This is a genomic window from Pseudomonadota bacterium, assembly GCA_034660915.1.
Classification (GTDB): Bacteria; Desulfobacterota; Anaeroferrophillalia; order Anaeroferrophillales; family Anaeroferrophillaceae; genus DQWO01.
Genome location: JAYEKE010000079.1, coordinates 24374 through 42468, shown reverse-complemented (window position 1 = coordinate 42468; position 18095 = coordinate 24374). Strand labels below are relative to the sequence as shown.

12 protein-coding genes are annotated in these 18095 nt (G+C 46.8%); 3 read left to right on the top strand and 9 right to left on the bottom strand.

Annotated elements, in window-relative coordinates; all coding sequences use genetic code 11:
- The 4 genes from U9P07_04665 to U9P07_04650 form a co-directional block, all read right to left on the bottom strand.
- A partial coding sequence (locus U9P07_04665) for a hypothetical protein (protein MEA2108694.1) occupies positions 1-671 on the bottom strand: 671 nt, incomplete at its 3' end.
- A gap of 202 nt (positions 672-873) precedes the next feature.
- Entirely contained in the window at positions 874-1314 is a 441-nt protein-coding gene (locus U9P07_04660) for a hypothetical protein (GenBank protein ID MEA2108693.1), read from the bottom strand.
- 128 nt (positions 1315-1442) lie between these two features.
- Positions 1443-2537 carry a D-alanyl-D-alanine carboxypeptidase family protein gene (locus U9P07_04655; protein MEA2108692.1) on the bottom strand — a complete coding sequence of 365 codons (1095 nt, stop codon included), beginning with the start codon at positions 2535-2537 and terminating at the stop codon, positions 1443-1445.
- Between the two features lie 519 nt (positions 2538-3056).
- Positions 3057-3350 (bottom strand): hypothetical protein, encoded by a 294-nt coding sequence (locus tag U9P07_04650; GenBank protein MEA2108691.1) that lies wholly within the window; start codon positions 3348-3350, stop codon positions 3057-3059.
- Positions 3351-3801: 451 nt separating this feature from the next.
- On the opposite strand from U9P07_04650, the gene U9P07_04645 reads away from it, so the two are divergent.
- Both U9P07_04645 and U9P07_04640 read left to right on the top strand, forming a co-directional pair.
- Complete coding sequence (locus U9P07_04645) at positions 3802-8271, top strand: Ig-like domain-containing protein (protein ID MEA2108690.1); 4470 nt, start codon at positions 3802-3804, stop codon at positions 8269-8271.
- Positions 8272-8312: 41 nt separating this feature from the next.
- On the top strand, positions 8313-9053 hold the full coding sequence (locus U9P07_04640; protein ID MEA2108689.1) for a LysM peptidoglycan-binding domain-containing protein: 741 nt from the start codon (positions 8313-8315) through the stop codon (positions 9051-9053).
- 183 nt (positions 9054-9236) lie between these two features.
- Here U9P07_04640 and U9P07_04635 read toward each other — a convergent pair whose 3' ends face one another.
- The 3 genes from U9P07_04635 to metK form a co-directional block, all read right to left on the bottom strand.
- Positions 9237-10007: a methyltransferase domain-containing protein gene (locus tag U9P07_04635; GenBank protein ID MEA2108688.1), complete on the bottom strand. Its 771-nt coding sequence runs from the start codon at positions 10005-10007 to the stop codon at positions 9237-9239.
- Between the two features lie 184 nt (positions 10008-10191).
- Complete coding sequence (gene ahcY, locus U9P07_04630; GenBank protein ID MEA2108687.1) at positions 10192-11634, bottom strand: adenosylhomocysteinase; 1443 nt, start codon at positions 11632-11634, stop codon at positions 10192-10194.
- 133 nt (positions 11635-11767) lie between these two features.
- Positions 11768-12979, bottom strand: coding sequence for a methionine adenosyltransferase (gene metK / locus U9P07_04625; protein MEA2108686.1), 1212 nt, complete (start codon positions 12977-12979; stop codon positions 11768-11770).
- Between the two features lie 846 nt (positions 12980-13825).
- Between metK and U9P07_04620 the strand changes: the two genes are divergently transcribed.
- A complete protein-coding gene (locus U9P07_04620) occupies positions 13826-15142 on the top strand; it encodes a sigma-54 dependent transcriptional regulator (GenBank protein MEA2108685.1) in 1317 nt (438 codons plus the stop codon).
- A gap of 50 nt (positions 15143-15192) precedes the next feature.
- Here U9P07_04620 and U9P07_04615 read toward each other — a convergent pair whose 3' ends face one another.
- Entirely contained in the window at positions 15193-15633 is a 441-nt protein-coding gene (locus U9P07_04615) for an SH3 domain-containing protein (protein MEA2108684.1), read from the bottom strand.
- Between the two features lie 549 nt (positions 15634-16182).
- Positions 16183-18066, bottom strand: coding sequence for an anaerobic carbon-monoxide dehydrogenase catalytic subunit (gene cooS / locus U9P07_04610; protein ID MEA2108683.1), 1884 nt, complete (start codon positions 18064-18066; stop codon positions 16183-16185).
- Between the last annotated feature and the right edge of the window lie 29 nt (positions 18067-18095).

Here is an 18095-nt window from a genome sequence, read left to right as displayed (position 1 = left end):
GCTTCTTCTTCAGAGATGAAGAAATAATCAGCGCGTTTAGCATGAATCATTTTGAACATGCCGACATTCTCGATGTTTGTTACTTCCTGTTTGGGATGAAGTTCGTTAATCTTTGTGTCGACAAATCGACCATAAGAATAGCCGTTTTTTCTCAGGAGGATCAGACTGGCATTGGCAAGTGTTTCTTCCAAAGTTCTACCGGATATCATTTTTTTGTTGTCAGCCCGTGCCAAAGCCATCAGATGTTTATCCTGATAAATGCAGGCTGAGTAGTTGGCAAATTTTTCACGTTCTGAATTTTTGAACCAGCCGAGGAGACAATCTTTCGATCTGTTTGCTTTTATGATTGCCATCTGGCGTTTTGCTGGGGTTTTTTGCCATTGAAATTGAACGCCAGCCTTTGTAAACGCTAGTTTGGCAGGATCTGCACAAAGTCCATAAACTCCAAGGGAACCGGTTATATAGTATGGTGGCCTTTCGTGGTAATGAATTGTTATGATCCCATGTGGTGCTGGCGGTGTATTTGACGTGGTTTGGTGAGTTAAAGGTTTCATGTCCTGGGAAATAAAATTTTTCCCAAACAATATCGCAATTGCAATAACCAAGCACAGGCAAGAAATAAAGACGCTACCGAACTGTAGCTTGAATGGTGATGCTTTTTTCCTTTGCATTATATGCCTTAAAATTTTGCCTCTGCACTGATAATTTTAAATTTCAATGGTTTATATTTTATCGTCCAAAATTCAAAGAACTTGATATCCTTTCGCCTGAAAAAGATGATTTTTATATTCCTATCGCGACCATAACGACAAGTGCCATCAGGCAATAATAACCTGATGGCACTTGCTAGATGAGAAAAACTATCGTTATTGATTAGAAATACAGCACCTTATCGGCACCATCGATTGCTCCCCAGGCATCAGGCAGCTTCACCGGAACAATGAAATCTTCAATTTGTGAAGTGTCATCCACGGAATCGGCAAATTCACCAATAACATGAAAAGTAGCACAGGAGGCAATAGTAACTCCCAGCTGATCTTTCTGGAAACGAGCCATCTGTTCCAGGTTGTCGGGCAGGTCGGCAGCCGAAAGACCGTCCAGCTGACCGGCAATCAGTTCTTTCACGTTCTGGGGAAGTTCCAGCTTTGCCAATTCACCTTTTTTCACCATGGAAACAGCGTTGGGTCCATAAAAGATGGTAACATTGGGGACGTTGCCTAGTTTCTTCGCCATAAAAGCGATAACATAGCTGGCATATTGATTGGCAGGTTCAGTGGTACTGACAACTAACAGCAGGTTTTTGGTATCGGACATTTTCTTTCCTCCTTAAATAAAGTTGCGGTTTTAGAAATCCATATTCAAAAAATGAATTTCCCTGTTCTTATCCATTTTCACCTGTCTCGCAAAAACTTTTAAAGCAAGCCCTCTTTCATGAGCAGTCATTACTCAAACAACATCAAAACAGTATCGATCACCCTCCTCCAGATGCCGCCTTTGGGAACATCCTCCAAGACAACCAATGGCTGGCGGGTAATGACCTCATCCTCAAGTTCGATTATTACTTCACCGACTTTGTCACCTTTGCTTGCCGGGGCCTGCAGCTGTGGTCGGATTTCGGTGTGAGTATACAGATTATCATACTGTTGACGCGGGATGGTGACATACAGGTCGTCGGCCAGTCCCAATGCCATTTCCTTCCTGTCACCCATCCATATCCGTGTACTGGCCAATTGGGTGCCGGCGCCGTACAAGCGATGAGTCTTGAAAAAACTAAAGCCATAGTTCAACAAAGCCAGACTCTCATTGAGACGGACCTTTTTGCCGGTAGTTCCCATTATAACTGAAATCAGGCGCATGCCGTCACGCTTGGCAGACGCAACCAGGCAGTAACCGGCAGCTTCGGTATGCCCGGTTTTAACCCCATCCACCGAATCGTCACGCCACAGCAATCTGTTGCGATTGCGCTGCCGGATGTCGTTATAGGTGTACTCTTTTTTCGCATACAGCTTGTATAGCTCCGGAAACTCCCGGATGCTTGCCTCAGTCACCAGCGTGATATCCCGCGGGGTCGTGTAATGATCCTCATGCGGCAGTCCGGTAGCGTTGGCAAAATGCGTGTGGTTCATGCCGAGACGTTGGGCGTGGCTGTTCATCAGATTGGCGAAAGCTTCTTCGCTGCCGGCCGCATACTCGGCCAGCGCGACGCTGGCGTCATTACCAGACTGGATGATCATACCCTTGAGCAGGTTTTCTACGGAAACATGTTTGTTGACTTCGATGAACATGCGAGACCCAGGCGTTTTCCAGGCCTTCTCGCTGACCAGGACCTCGTCAGACAGTTTGATGGTATCGTCGCGCAGTTTGCAAAAGACGACATAGGCGGTCATGATCTTGGTAAGACTGGCTGGTTCGAGGCGTTGCTCGGCATCCTTGGCCGCAAGTATGGTGTCACTGTCCATGTCAATCAACAGATATCCGGTTGCCGCAATCGATGGCGGTGCCGGTGTCTGTATGCCGGCCAGCGCTGTCAAAGGCACAAGAAGACAAAGGGTGAAAAATGCTAAAATGATCTTATTATACACAATACTACTTCCGTCAGGTAAGAGATGATAAGAAATGCTTTTTCAGCGGCTGGCAATCACTTTGACCCGGGACTTCCTTATAAATATCAGCCCTTCAGCAAGAGCTGGAACGAAATAAACACCGAACCACTTTTGCTAATCACCAGTACTCTTCTATATACTACAAATCCATCCGTTTTGTCAATCTACAGTCATCTGCAGTGAAGTAACACGTAATCTGTCCGAATCATGTTTAAACCAGGGGGTGAGGCATGAGACGGACAGAGATGTTGCAAGACATTTCGTCGTCAGGTAGACTTCTATCATGAAAATGGCCTGGATGGCAGCACCCATGAATGGGTTCCAGGTAAACAGTGGGACCTGATTGTGACGATGGAATCGGTTATTAATTTTCTTGTGACCGCGTTCCTACGCATGGCCGCATAATTATGATGATTTTGGTAAAACTTCAATTCATTAATAAATACGCGGTTTTTATTTATGGGTAGTGGTAATTCGCGGTAAGGTACTCAGCAACAGTCTCTCAGAGTAAAGATCGATGTTGGCAATATCCATGGAAATATTCAGTAATTTATTAAAGGTAAGACTCCTATCTCTCTCCGTAAGGATTATACTCAACTTTCTGAATTGCATTGCCAGAGACATATTACCGGATGTTCGGGCCTGGCTCATAGCGGTATTGACCGCCGAACGAATCACACGATGTGATTCGCGGCGGACGCCTCGGAAGCTGGCCATGGACGGCCAGCGAGAATGAGCGAGAGCCATGCCGTAACAGCCGGGGATATTACGTTAGTGCACCGTATAAATCCAGCTGTTTATGGCAACTCAGAAAGTTGAGAGTTTATTATCAATCCCACTTAGAGATGTCAATAAGTTTGGAAATGTATTACATGTTGTTGGCTGTAATCACAAAACCATATTTTAAATTGGTTTTGGCGACTATTATCGTTTCTTTAATGGCTTTCGAGACGTCCTGAAATGCGGATATCAGGGGGATACGGCATGCACAGGTTTATCATCAACGGCGATAATTTTATTAAGTTCTAAGACTTTTTTTGGACAAATCCAATAAAATATGGTATTGATCTTGTAACTTCATCTTTTATTATATTCTAAAGACATTATTTAACCCATTGTTTTAAGTTTGATACATTGTTATGATTGAAAAAAGTTGAATCTGTCATTCAAGATAGATTTTAAAAAGAAGGGGCTGAAAATGAACACAAAGAAAATGATCCAAAAATTTTACTTGATCGGCATTTTAATTCTTTTGCTTTCTATGGTCATAAGTGGCTGCTCCAAGCCCAAACTCGAAAGAGTCGAAATCAAGCCAGCAGAAAAAACACTTGCCGTTGGCGCTACTTTGTCCTTTGAAGCAACCGCCATTTCAAGTGAAAACAAGAAAATGCCGGATGCTGTTTTCAACTGGACGGTTGACAGCAACAAAGGTGCCATTGATGAAAATGGTCGGTTGAGCGCTAAAATACCCGGCCAGATTAAGATTACGGTAACTTCGAAAGGCGTATCGGCGCAAGCTCAAGTTACAATCATCCCGGTTGAGGTGGCCGACATTAAAGTTCAGGTGGATAATGAAAAAGCGTTGGCGGGAACAAGCACCAAGCTTACTGTAAAAACGCTCTCAAAGGAAAAAAAACCGGCCGGTTTTAATAAGATCTTGATATCATCTCCGACAAAAGGGATCAAGCTGTCCACCGAAAAGCTAACCATGAACCAACAAGGGAAATCAGAAATCGAATTGGCCCTGTCTTCAACCCCGGGAACAAACACGGTGATCTTAAAAGCAGGTAAAATCACCAAAAAAATCCAAATAGAAGGGACACCCATAACCAGTATCACCATCACCCCTGAAAAAAAGGTATTTGAAGTCGGGGAAAGCATCCAATTTAAAGCTGAAGGATATGATAAATTCGGCAACCATCGTCCGGTTCAAGCGCGGTGGTCAATGGCCCAAAAAAATGCCGTGCTGAAGGATAAGGGAATGGTATTAGCCAAGAAGCCCGGAGACTGTATCTTATTGGCTCATTTAGAAAAAATCACCACGGGAAGACCGTTTACTATTGTTCCCGGGAAGCTGAACAAGATTGAATGCAAACCGGAGTCCATAAAAATACCAGCCGGCCAGACCGCGCAAATTAAGGTCAAGGGCTTTAACAAATACGGCCATCAACTGCCGGTTGAGGTTGAATGGTCAGTAGAAAATAATCTGGGAACCGTTGCCAAAGACGGTATCTTCACGGCTAAAAAGGTGGGGAATGGTATTGTCAAGGTTGCAAAAGAAGGTGTTTTTTCAGAAGTCAAAGTGGAGATAGAACATGGGCCTCTTGCGGATATCAGGATCAAGATCAAAGACAAACAGATAGAAGCAGGAAAAACGATAAATTTAAAAGCAGCGGGAGTTGATGCGTATGGAAATGAGTTTTCCATAGAACCAGAATGGTTGTTAAGCAGATCTATGGGAACAATTGACAAGAAAAAGTCCACGTTCACTGCCTTGCGAAGCGGTATTGGAGAAATAAGAGCCAAGGTGGAAAATATCCTTGAATCATACCAAGTTGAGATTATACCAACAGCATTATCCCAGTTGCAAATATCACCGGAAAGCATGGATATGCTGGCGGGCGAAACAAAACAATTCGTAGTAACAGGATACGATAGCTTTGGGAACAAGGTTACCACCCAGGCCCGTTTCTTCATGAAAAAGGAGCTGGGAGAATTGAGCCCTGATGGTATTTTTCAGGCAAAAAAGGCCGGGAATACAATAATTGAAGCCAAGATGAAAAATTTAACCGCGAAAAGCACCATTGCCGTGGCTCCCGCAAAGATGAAAGGGGTGGTTATCAAACCCAAAGGACCTCTTTCTCTGCAAGCCGGTAAAACACAGCATTTTTTGGCCTCCGGTCTCGACGCCTTTGGCAACATTGTCAAGTCCGCTGTTAATTGGAATCTTCTTCCTCCAAAATTGGGAACTATTGATGACCATGGCGTCTTTATGCCCACAAAATCCGGACAGGGACAGGTTGTCGCCACAGTCAAGCAGTTAAGAACTGACAGAGTATTAAACATCCAGGTTCCCATAGATATAGCACCAGGTGAACCAACTCAGATAAAACTTGAGCCGGTGAAGCTTAAAATAACCGCCGGTGAAGAAAAATATTTTGCTGCTGCGATTTACGATGCTTACGGTAACAAAACCGTGACAGCATTGAAATGGAGTGTAAAGGATTTTCCTGCCGGCAGTATTGACAATAGAGGACTGCTTAAAGCTGTCAAAGCAGGAAGGGGAAAAATCAGGGTCGCCGGTGGAAATTTAATGGCAGAAGCAGAAGTTCAGGTCCTGCCGGCGGAGATCTCATTTTTAAAAATCACTCCGGGAACTATTTCAGCAAAGGCAGGTGAGAAAATACATTTAGATGCCGTGGGAGAGGACAGATTTGGAAATGTTGTTGACGCGCGGGTTATCTGGAGTCTTACAGACACCAGGCTGGGAACAATCACTTCCGAAAATTACCTTCTTCCCGCAAAAAAAGGTAAGGGATTTTTAATGGCCACTGCTGGTGACATTGTTGAAAGGATACCGCTTGAAGTAATGAAAGGAGCGTTGTCTTCATTCAAAGTAGTGCCCACCAAACAAGTTGTGCCATCAGGTAAAAAGTTTCAATTTAAGGCGATCGGCTTTGATGTGGGTGGCAATAAACTTGCGGTCAAACCGACATGGTCAATACAAAAAAAGAAAGATATTGGCAATATCGATGATAATGGACTTTTTGTTGCCAAAAAAACAGGAACCGGTACAGTTGAGGTCAAATCAAATGAGATCAAAGCTACGACTGAAATTGAGGTTATAGCCGGAGAAGCGGCTTCGATAAGCGTGATTCCTGATAAAGTTAATATAACAGCAGGTAATGAGGTAAAATTTGAAGTAGAGGTGTTCGATGCCAATGCAAATCTTATTTCCTTGCCGAAATACAGCTGGTCGGTCCAGGGCGAACTTGGCAAAGTTACAAGGAATAATCTGTTTCTGGCCCACAAAGCCGGCACAGGAATAATAACAATTACTTCAGGGAAAGCCGTTACAAAAATCCATGCTGAAGTCAATGTCGGCAGTGTCAAAAGGATTAGAGTAAGCCCTGAAACCATCGTCCTTAAGGCAAACTCAAGTATTACTTTTGAAGCAAAGGGATATGATCAGGAAGGAAACGAGGTAAAATTACAGCCTGCCTGGTCGGTTGCGGGTGGAATAGGCTCGATAAACAACGATGGTAAATTTGAAGCTCAGATCACGGGACATGGTAATGTATCGTGTCAGATGGCCGATATTTTTGGCTTAAGTTCTGTCGAAGTCAAACCGGGGACGATTAAAAGTATTAAAATTGATCCACCGGAAACAGTATTGACGGCGGGAGAAGGCATTACTTTTGGGGCCACAGCCTATGACGTATACGGTAATGTTTGCCCCGCGGATTTCAGTTGGAATTTGGAAGCCGAGAAAAGCTTAGGCACCTTCACTACTTCGGGCAGGTTTAAGGCTGAGATAACAGGAGAAGGAAAAATTGTCGCGTCTGCCAACAAGGTCAAAGGTTACAGCAAGATAAAAGTAAAACCAGCTGTTTTAAATCGAGTGACCATTACCCCCCAAAGCTTGAGCCTGGTGTCTGGTAAAGATACTCAGTTTACCGCTTTGGGAAAAGACCAATTTAACAACCTCATCTCTATTTCCCCCCGCTGGTCCGTGGAACCAAAAGAAATTGGCAAAATAACTCCTGAGGGAATATTTTACGCCCAAAAGGCCGGCAAAGGGACCTTAAAAGTTACTGCTGAAGGTATTGAAAATAGCGTATCAATAGAGGTAAAACCAGGCGAACCCAAATACTTGCGTATTAAAGCGCCTACTTCTCCTGTCATGGCTGGAAAGACCTATCCATTTACTGTTGTGGGTTATGATGAAGGGGGAAATACTTTCCCAATCAAGGCAGAATGGGCGGTGACGAAAGACCTTGGTAATATTGAAAAAGACACGGGCATCTTTCATGCCGCTAAACCAGGTAAAGGAACAATTATAGCTCATAGCGGTGAAATCATAACCGACATGCCAGTGGAAGTTAAGCCGGGAGAACTGACGCATCTTTTTATAGAGCCAAACACCATTACGGTTGCGTCCAATACAAAACAAAAATTTATGGTCCATGGACTGGATATAGAAAAAAATAAAGTAGAACTACCCTCCCCCGTGTGGAAGGTTCAAGGAAGTATTGGCATCTTTAAGGAGCCGGGCATATTCCACGGAACCAGCCAGGGAAAAGGAAAGGTAACTGCCAGCGTCGGAAAACTCCGGGCGGAAGCATATGTCACAGTTATTCCAGGCCAACCGGATTCCGCGAATTCAAGACTTCGCTTGAACCACACCTCAATCCCTGCCGATGGCGTCACCGTGGCTGAAATTATTGTTGAGGTGTACGACGTCTATAACAATTTTGTTCCTGATATTGAGGTTAAACTCATCTCAGATAGACAGGGAGATATTATTCAACAGCCAGCCAAAACAAACCGGAAAGGTCTGACAACTGGAACTATTGGTTCAACAGAGCCAGGCACGGCTACAATTAGTGCGCTTATTAAAGATATGCCTTTCAGGGATACGGCCAGGATAGTTTTCAGGGACAAGTAAAGAAGAAGTGGCAAGGCAGGGGCAACAAGGAACCCCACTCTATGAATAAAAATCGCCCTTTTATTGTGCTATTGATTATATTGCTTGCGATTGGGCTTTCTGCTTGTGAGCAGTCTGATAAAAATCTCCCACCCACAGGTGATGAGGGTAAATTACCGGTTACAGAAAAAAATACAGCATCAGCAATTGCCCCGCTTACAGAAAAATCAACACCAGTCGGGGAACAAACTTCCATGGCAAAGGCCGGGGAAACGGCAGAAGCCACAGCTATCCCTGAAACCGAAACTATTCATGAAGGCGAGAAAACTCCTGCTGCCGATGTACTGACACCACCAACAACACAGCCCGAAAAAGCGGTAGAATCCGTATCAGAACAAGAAAAAGAATCAGAGCCGAAGATTATCACAGCGCCGGAAACTACCGGGGAAAAGAAATATAATGTCCCTGATACTTACACACTGCAAAAAGGCGAATTCCCCTATTGTATCGCTCGCCGTTTCAATATTACTCCCAACGCTTTGTTACGTACCAACGGGTTAAACAGGAATTCTATAACCCATCCCGGCATGGTATTAACTATTCCCGGGAATGCGGAAGTGTACGATATAGGTACGCGTGCCCGGCTAAAACATCCAACCGAATACACGGTCAGAGCTGGTGATACGGTTTACAGAATTGCTTGCCTGTTTGGGGATGTTGATCCCAGAGCCATCATTGAAACCAACGGTCTGATGCCCCCCTATACACTTAATGTCGGCGATACGCTCTCTATTCCCAAATAAGTGCCGATGTGGGGACAGAATTCAATTCTGTCCCCCTGCGAAGCAGGGCGAAGCAAAGGTGCAAACCAGTGCAATAAGCAGGAGGCATTAAGCCAAATATTTACATAAAAGCGCCTCGTTTCGCACTTTTGCAAAACGAGGCGCTTTACATCTGATAACCAGAGAACTCTGGAAGGGAATACTCTATGCCAGCTTGCTCAGAAAACTATCCGGAATATGGACATTCTTTTTCCCGGCAATAGCGAAATAATAAAGCGGGGTTCCATCGATAGAAAACCGGTGGCGGTAGCGCTCAAGGTGGTGCAGATCAAGGTATTCAGAGAAGATAAGTTCTCTAATAGCCTTTGAGAAACCACTGGTGTCACTGTTATCCAGAAAGGTTTCCTTGATGTTGAAAGCCACCCAGCTATTGGACTCAATAAGATTAAATGCTTGAAAGAACGCTTTTGGGGGAATATCACCATATCCCAGGGCCGCTACCGTAGTGAAACAATTGAGTGACCACGATTCCATATCCTCTTGTTCTTCCTTGCCCAGCTTTGTCAAGTCGGTGGTGTAGTAGTCATCATAGACCCCCGGCCGGTCACGCTCACAGGACTTCTCGGCTTCAGGAAATATGTCGACCCCGACCATGCGGGATACACCATGATCTTTCAAGGCTTCACCGACCATACCATTTCCCGCACCGAGGTCAAGAACGCGAAGTTCTGAAAAATTTAAATTAGACTGCTGCTCCACTGTTGTTTTCAGTATGTCACTAACCTTGTTATGAGAACAGCACTTGAGACGGTCATAAAACAGTTGTTCGTAAAGCCCGGGAAACTTAAAAATCTCATTGTAATCATGGAAACGAAGTTTATGTTTCTCCCCGCCAGCAAAAAAATGAAAGAACGCCTCGTTCTGATCCATATTGCTTGTCTCTCGGGGAAATTGCACTTTATAGCGTTTGCTCAATTTATTCTCCTTTCCTGAACGTCTTTTTAGATCTTAGACGCATTGCTCAGGCGTTAAAGTTTTTTTATCTTCCGCAGCCTGGCCGGCACCGGCTATTGACAGGTCAACAACGTGGATGCCAAATGCATGCCGTTCGCAAATATGCAGAAATATGCAGAAAACAACACAAGGCTTACTGCTGTTGTTAGTAGCGATAATGATCCTGTTTGAACGGTCCTGACTGGGGTACACCGATGTATTCGGCCTGCTCTTTCGTAAGCGTGGTCAGTTTTGCCCCCAGTTTTTCCAGATGGAGCCGGGCTACTTCTTCATCCAGCTCTTTGGAGAGTCGGTAAACACCAATTTCCTTGTCCTCGTTCCAAAGGTCGATCTGGGCCAGGGTTTGATTAGTAAAGGAATTGGACATGACAAAGCTGGGATGTCCGGTGGCACAGCCGAGATTGACCAGGCGGCCTTCGGCCAGGAGATAGATGGAACGTCCATCAGTAAAGGTATACTTATCTACCTGGGGCTTGATATTCTGTTTTTTGACGCCCGGGATATTGTTGAGCCCGTCCACCTGAATTTCATTGTCGAAATGACCGATATTGCAGACGATGGCCTGATCTTTCATATTAGCCATGTGCTCGGCGGTAATCACGTCGAGATTGCCGGTTGTGGTAACGAAGATATCCCCCATGGGCAGGGCATCTTCAATAGTCATCACCTGATAACCGGCCATGAGTGCCTGCAGAGCACAGATGGGATCGATTTCCGTGACGATCACCCGCGCCCGCTGCGAGGCGAGTGATTCCGCTGACCCCTTGCCAACGTCGCCGAATCCACAGACAACAGCAGTTTTCCCGGCGATCATCACATCGGTAGCCCGCTTGATGCCATCCACCAGGGATTCCCGGCAGCCGTAAACGTTGTCAAACTTGCTTTTGGTTACTGAATCGTTGACATTGATAGCCGGTACCAGCAGGCTGCCGTCTTTAGCCATCATATAGAGACGATTAACGCCGGTGGTGGTTTCTTCGGAAGCTCCCCGCCAGTCCTTGACTACCCGATGCCAGAATTCAGGCTCTGCTTTCTGGGTTTCCTGCAGCAGCCGGTTTACGGTCTGGACTTCCTTGTTGTCTGTCGGTTCGTCCAGGATCTCCGGTTTTTCTTCCGCGGCGTATCCCCGGTGGATGATCAGGGTGGCATCGCCGCCATCGTCCACCACCAGGTTCGGTCCGGAACCATCCGGCCAGGTAATAGCCTGTTTTGTACACCACCAGTATTCCTCCAGGGTTTCGCCTTTCCAGGCAAAAACCGGCACGCCTGCTGCCGCAATGGCTGCGGCGGCATGATCCTGAGTGGAGAAAATATTACAGGAAGCCCACCTGACATCGGCTCCCAGGGCCTTCAGCGTTTCAATCAAAACGGCAGTCTGAATGGTCATATGCAGGCTGCCCATAATCCTGGCGCCAGCCAGGGGCTGATCCGGGCCGTATTTTTCCCGAGTAGCCATGAGTCCCGGCATTTCGTGCTCGGCGATTTCGATTTCACGACGACCAAAAGCGGCCAGACCAGGATCTTTGATTTTAAAGACTGGAGCCTGGGACGTCTTGCTGTTCAGCTGGTCAGCTAAATTACTTTTCATTATCTTAACCTCGTATTTTTCTAATATTAAATGCCGGATACGGGATTGACGGTAGTCGTCATTCTGGACCCGGCACCGGTTTATTTTTCCTGTTTACTTTGGAAAACCGTTGAAATGTTTCAACGGCTGGTTATCACGCACTTAACCGTATCACTCCCTTAGTTTTGCTTGCCTGACGCAAGGCTTCAACCTTATCCAGCTGTTCCCACGGAAACCCGGCGCGGCCGAAATGGCCGTAAGCCGCCGTCTGTTGATATGTCCAGCCCGAAGGAGACTGGAGGCCCAGCTGGTCGCTGATGGCCGCCGGACGAAAATCGAAAACATCGCTGTTTTCCAGTAAGTCCTGCAAGGCGGAATCATCCACGATCCCAGTTCCATAGGTGTCAATATTGATGCTCAGAGGCCGGGCGACGCCGATGGCGTAGGCCACCTGGATTTCACACTTTTCAGCCAGGCCGGCTGCAACCAGGTTTTTGGCCGCATAACGGGCATAATAGGCGGCGCTGCGATCCACCTTGGAAGGATCTTTCCCGGAGAAAGCACCACCACCATGACTCCCGACACCGCCGTAGGTATCGACGATAATCTTGCGACCGGTAAGCCCGGCATCAGCATATGGTCCACCTAAAACGAAAGCCCCGGTGGGGTTGATAAAAAATTCAGTATCCTGGCTAAGCATACCGGTAGGGCTTAAAACTTCACGGGCTACTTCAATTAGTTCTTTCCGAATTTGTTCAAGAGGGACATCGTCCGTTTGATGGCTGATAACCACGCTGGTAATGCTTTGGGGTTTGCCATCCGCATACTCCACCGACACCTGACTCTTGGAATCGGGTCTCAGATAGGTAAGGTCACGGTTCCTTCGCCGCTTTTCCAGTTCCATGAGCAGGCGATGACTGAAAGCTATGGGGGCGGGCATAAGCTCCTCGGTTTCCTTGGTAGCAAAACCAAACATCATTCCCTGGTCACCGGCACCCTGCTCATCATACAGCCCTTTCCCTTCGGTTACCCCCTGGCTGATGTCCGGAGACTGACCATGGATGCGGGAGATATATTCAAATGACTCATGCCAGAATTTAAGTTCAGGACGATCATAGCCGATGGAGCGCACCACATTGCGGGCAATTGCTTCAGTGTCAATGGATTCCCAACCATTACAGGTAATTTCACCCATATTGCTCACCAGGTCATGACCGACCGCGGTTTCACAGGCAACCCGGCTTTTGGGATCAGCCGCCAGACAGGCGTCAAGAACTGCGTCGGAAATCTGGTCACAGACTTTATCCGGATGCCCACTGCCTACGGACTCCGACGTGAACACATGTTCTGCATTAATTTTACTCATAATCTTTCTCCTTTGGTTAGATGTTAATGGATTTACGGAAGCTTCATTCCCGGGAAATAAAGAATCAGAACAAATCAGGGTCTCAGGGGCAGCTATAGCATGCAAGTGCTGTACCATTATTCTATTTTTTATTTATTTAATGGTTTCTCAACTTCTTGAGTTGCTCTAAAAACAGCTGAAAGAAATCTCCAGGGATGTTCCGGCATGGCTCTCGCTCATTCTCGCCGGCCGTCCATGGCCTGCCTGTGCGTGCCGCACGCAGACAGGCCGGCTTCCGAGGCGTCCGCCGCGAATCACGTCGTGTGATTCGTTCGGCGGCCAATACCGCTATGAGCCAAGCCAGAACATCCTGCTGATATGTCCCTGGCAATGCAAGTCAGAATGTTGAGATGGTTTTTAAAAGCCATTAAATAAAATGCTTCAACAACGGCACATGCAAGCAGTCGCCAACAACAACCTTGCCCGTGAATTTTTTTACGAAGCGCTCTTTTTTATGATACAAATATATATCAGTATTAACGTGATAGCGATATTCTTCCTGAAATATTACCATGGGATGCTAATTTGTCTAAATTTCATACATATGCTATAGAACTTATGGGGAAAGTGTTTAAAATTTAGAATTAACTACGGATTATAGTATGTCTAAAGATTGAACAGACATATCCAGCGAATCAGCCAGTTGAAAAATTATTCCATCTATCGCCTTAAACGATAGCAAAACCAATCTCAATTGTCTGAATGACAACGGGGGCACAGAATAAAATGTCAATAAAATCAAAAAATTATGAGCCAACAAATGACAACACCCCTTGCAGAGTTCTGTGTGTGGATGAGGGGAAGGAGTTGGCCCGTCGAATCGAAAACCTTTTTACTGATGTTTCCCTTCGCGTTTTCCGTGAAAGTATCCTGGGTCGGGTTTTAGGTCACTTTGAAGAGGATATTTACGATGTTCTGGTGCTGTCAAGCTGTGCTGAAGATAGGGGCCAGAGCGATTACATTGAGGTGATGGAGGTGCTTGCGGCTGAAAGCCCCGCGACCCAGGTGCTCATGTTGATTAATCCTGAGGATATCGAACTGGGTACCATGGCCTTGGAAGCCGGCTCTTATCACTACGCCAAACTGCCCATAGAAGATGATGAGCTGAAAATACTCATCGAATCCGCTTTAGCCCAACGTCCGGCATCAGCTCCAAATTTACTGCTTAAAAAGGAACACCAGCCAAAGGGTTTTGACGATATGCTGGGGACCTCAGCGGCAATGAAGGAGGTGTACCGTTTTATTCGGCAAACAGCGATAACGGATATTCCTGTTTTGCTGTCCGGAGAAACGGGTACTGGTAAAGACCTGGCCGCTGAAGCTATCCACCATTTGAGCCCGCGCAACGAGTTCGTCTATACACCGGTTCATCTTGGCGCCTTGCCTCCGGAACTGGTGGCCAGCGAGCTTTTCGGCCATGAAAAGGGAGCTTTTACCGGAGCTACGGAAACCCGTAAAGGAATTTTTGAAGAATCACACCGGGGAACGGTTTTTCTTGATGAGATTTCAACGATTAACGACCGGACCCAGATCAGCCTGCTCCGTCTGCTGGAAACCAAAGAATTCAGCCGCATTGGTGGCAACTCGACCATCTCCGCGGATGTACGTATTATCGCGGCAACCAACGAAGACCTGCTGGCAGCAACTAAGCGAGGTCAATTCCGCGAGGATCTTTATTATCGGCTGGAGGTTTTCCAGATCAGCCTGCCTCCCCTCCGAAAACGGGAAGACGACTGGCGATTGCTGGCGGAGCATTTTCTGCAATATTACAATAAAGAATATCAAAAACGCATTATTGGCTTCTCACTTGAATGCATAGATTCTCTGAAATCCCATACGTGGTCCGGCAACGTCCGGGAACTCAGGAATATCATCCATCGGGCAGTGGTACTGTGCACGGGGAGTATGATTCTGACCGAACATCTTCCCCAAAGGATCAAAAAAGAGTGTGCGGCTCAGGAAAAAATAGTTTTACCGGTGGGCACCAGCCTGGAAGAAGCCGAATGTGAGCTCATAAAACATTCCCTCAAAGCCACGGGCTACAATCGCCAGCAGGCCGCTCGCGTACTGGGAATCAGCCGGGGAACCGTATACAATAAAATGAAGAAATACGGCCTTGATTGAGACTGGCTCAAGCATCCAAAATCTTGATGCCGCTAACATCACCGTCCCCGCTACCAAATCAAAGTCTTATAAATCCATCCCTGATCACCGTCTGAGTGCCGTATTTTTATCCATTTCCCCTGTTTCTTAATAACTTTAAAGGCAACCCCTTTTTCACTGGTAAAAGTTACCGGATATTTGGTTCCCGGACCGGACCGGACATTACATCTATCCTTGATGGTAATCACCGTTGACTGCTTGCCCAGCAGTTTAGCGTAAACCCAGCCGGCATCCCCCTCAAAATCACTGAATTGATACCAATGACCGGATTTCTTAATGATCTGTACCGGATAATATCTCCCCACCTGCCAGATAATCTCATACTTGGTCCCCGGCCCGGAACGGATATTGGCTTTCGGCACCTTGATGGAAAGCCGCTCGGCCATTGCCAACCCCGGCATCAGGCATAATAAAAACATGATCAGGATAAAAGCAAACAGTTTTTTTCTCATCCAATAAACATGAATCACAAGCAATACCTCTTCCTCTTTTTCTAAAATTGATGGTTCCGTAAAAAACGTTCTCAGTCCGCTTTGGCGGCTCAACTTCAACCTAAGTTAAGCGATTAGCTGTTAGCTATCAGCGTTTAGCCTTGAAAAATAAAGGCGTTACGTTAATGAGAAATAACACCCAACGGGTGAAAGACAGAGACACGAAGTCACAGAGGGCAAATGACTCGGGTTCTCTGTGACTTTGTGCCTCTGTGAGAGTATTTTTATCTTTTCTGAAAACGTAGTCGAATGTTTACGTTTGTAATAGCAAAACATCCTGTAATCATTAAACTAATAGCTAACCGCTAAAGGCTAATCTCTCAGTTTAGGTTCAAATAAGGATGTTCCGGCATGGCTCTCGCTCATTCTCGCCGGCCGACCATGGCCGGTTGTGGGGCGCGCTAAAGCAATGTCCCCGGGCGTCCGCCGCGAATCACATCGTGTGATTCGTTCGGCGGCCAATACCGCTGTGAGCCAAGCCCGGACATCCGGGTTGATCGCTCCACTCCATCATAATTCCCGGTATGATAATCCTAAAGACTTCCTTTTGGTTTCAATATGTCGCTGGATCAGCAGGGCGGCCTTTTCCGGATCTGCTTCCACCGCAAAAGTTGCGCCAACCACGTCATCAAGGCCTGAAGTCAACAGGTTGACAATATTCATGCTGCCGGTAATCGGTGGCATGGGTCCCAGCACCGTATACACGCCAGAAGCAACAAAATAGGTACCGATGGAAATGGCTTTTTCCGTAAACCATTCCGGTGCCGCTCCGGCCAGGGGTAGATCACAGATATCAACCTGAAGGGCATTGGCCAGCGCCGACGCCAGCATCAGGATACGGACATTATCAACACAACTGCCCATATTCAATACCGGCGGAATGCCAAGGGACCCACACACCTCCCGCAGACCGGGACCGGCAGATTTTATCGCCTCAGCCACTTTTAAGCCGGCCTTGGCATTAGCAAAAGACGCGCAACCCGTATCAACTACCAGATAATCATTTTCTATCAGCCGCTTGGTCAGGGTCACATGCCCATAATCATGCTTGATCTTGGGATTATTACAACCCACCACCCCTACAGCACCGCGAATCTTTCCAGCCGTTATGGCATCAATCAACGGCTGGGGTGTACCACCCAGAGCCTCGATAATCGCCTCGACGGAAAAACCGCCCACCGATGGTGTTGGTTGAACCGGAAGATAGATTTCGCCACGCTGGTCAAAATTTTCGATGGCTTCCCGGACCAGCTGCCGGGCAAGTTCCGCCGCATTATCCGGATGAAATTCCCGATGCTCCATTCCCGGAAAACGGGCTTTGTCACTTGTACTAACCATTTTCGTATGATAATGAGGAGCGATGGCAGCCCCCAGAGATGGCATAATGCACTGATAATCGACAATCATCATCTCCACGGCCCCAGTACCGATAATCAATTCACTCATTAAAAAATTACCGGCCATCGGGATACCATGACGCATGAGCAGCTCGGTACCAGTGCAGCATACTCCCACGAGATTAATGCCTTTTGCCCCTTTATCCCGGGCCAGCTTCACCATATCGGTAGACTCACAGGCCTCCATAACCTTTTCTGAAACTACTGGATTATGACCGTGAACAACAATATTAACCTCATTTTCTTGCAGCACGCCGATATTGACCAGATTCGGCGATGGTTTGGGGGTGCCAAATAGAATATCAGAAACTTCAGTGGCAATCATCGAACCTCCCCACCCATCGGAAAGGGCATTTCTAAGCCCATGAAGCAAGAGACTCTGCCAACCATTATCCACCCCGATATGGGTGCGATGCATCATTTCCGAAGTTTCCCGGTCAATTCCCCGGGGGGTAATGCCAGCCTTTTTCCATATTTCACCCCTTTTTTCCGGTGCCCGGTTGGCCATGGTTAAATAACCTTTGCGGGTTCCAAATTCCTCCTGCAAAGCCACCGCCAGTTCCCCGGCAATTTCCAATATTTTCCGGCCGGCTGTATCAATTCCATACTCCCTGGCCACCTTCAACAGTTTTTCCTCATCGGCAATAGAATATCCCGGCGCCCGGCCGGCGGCTACCTCGGCCAGCACTTCCACCAGATCGCGCCCATGATCCGAATGAGCGGCCGCACCACCGGCAATCATACGCCCCAGATTTCTGGCGACGATAATATCGGCATCGGCACCACAAACTCCCTGCTGGGGACCCTCACCAAAAGGGTCAACACGACAAGGACCCATGGCGCAAATACGGCAACTCAAGCCCATCTCACAATAGCCACACTGGGGATCTTGGGTCGCCAGCCGATCCCAAACGGTTTCCACCTGATCCTGTTCCATTTTCTGCAATAACAATTGACCATCTTTAGTAATGGTGTGAACTTCATATTTTGAACTCATGCTATCTTCCTCCTCACTTGAAAGAAAAA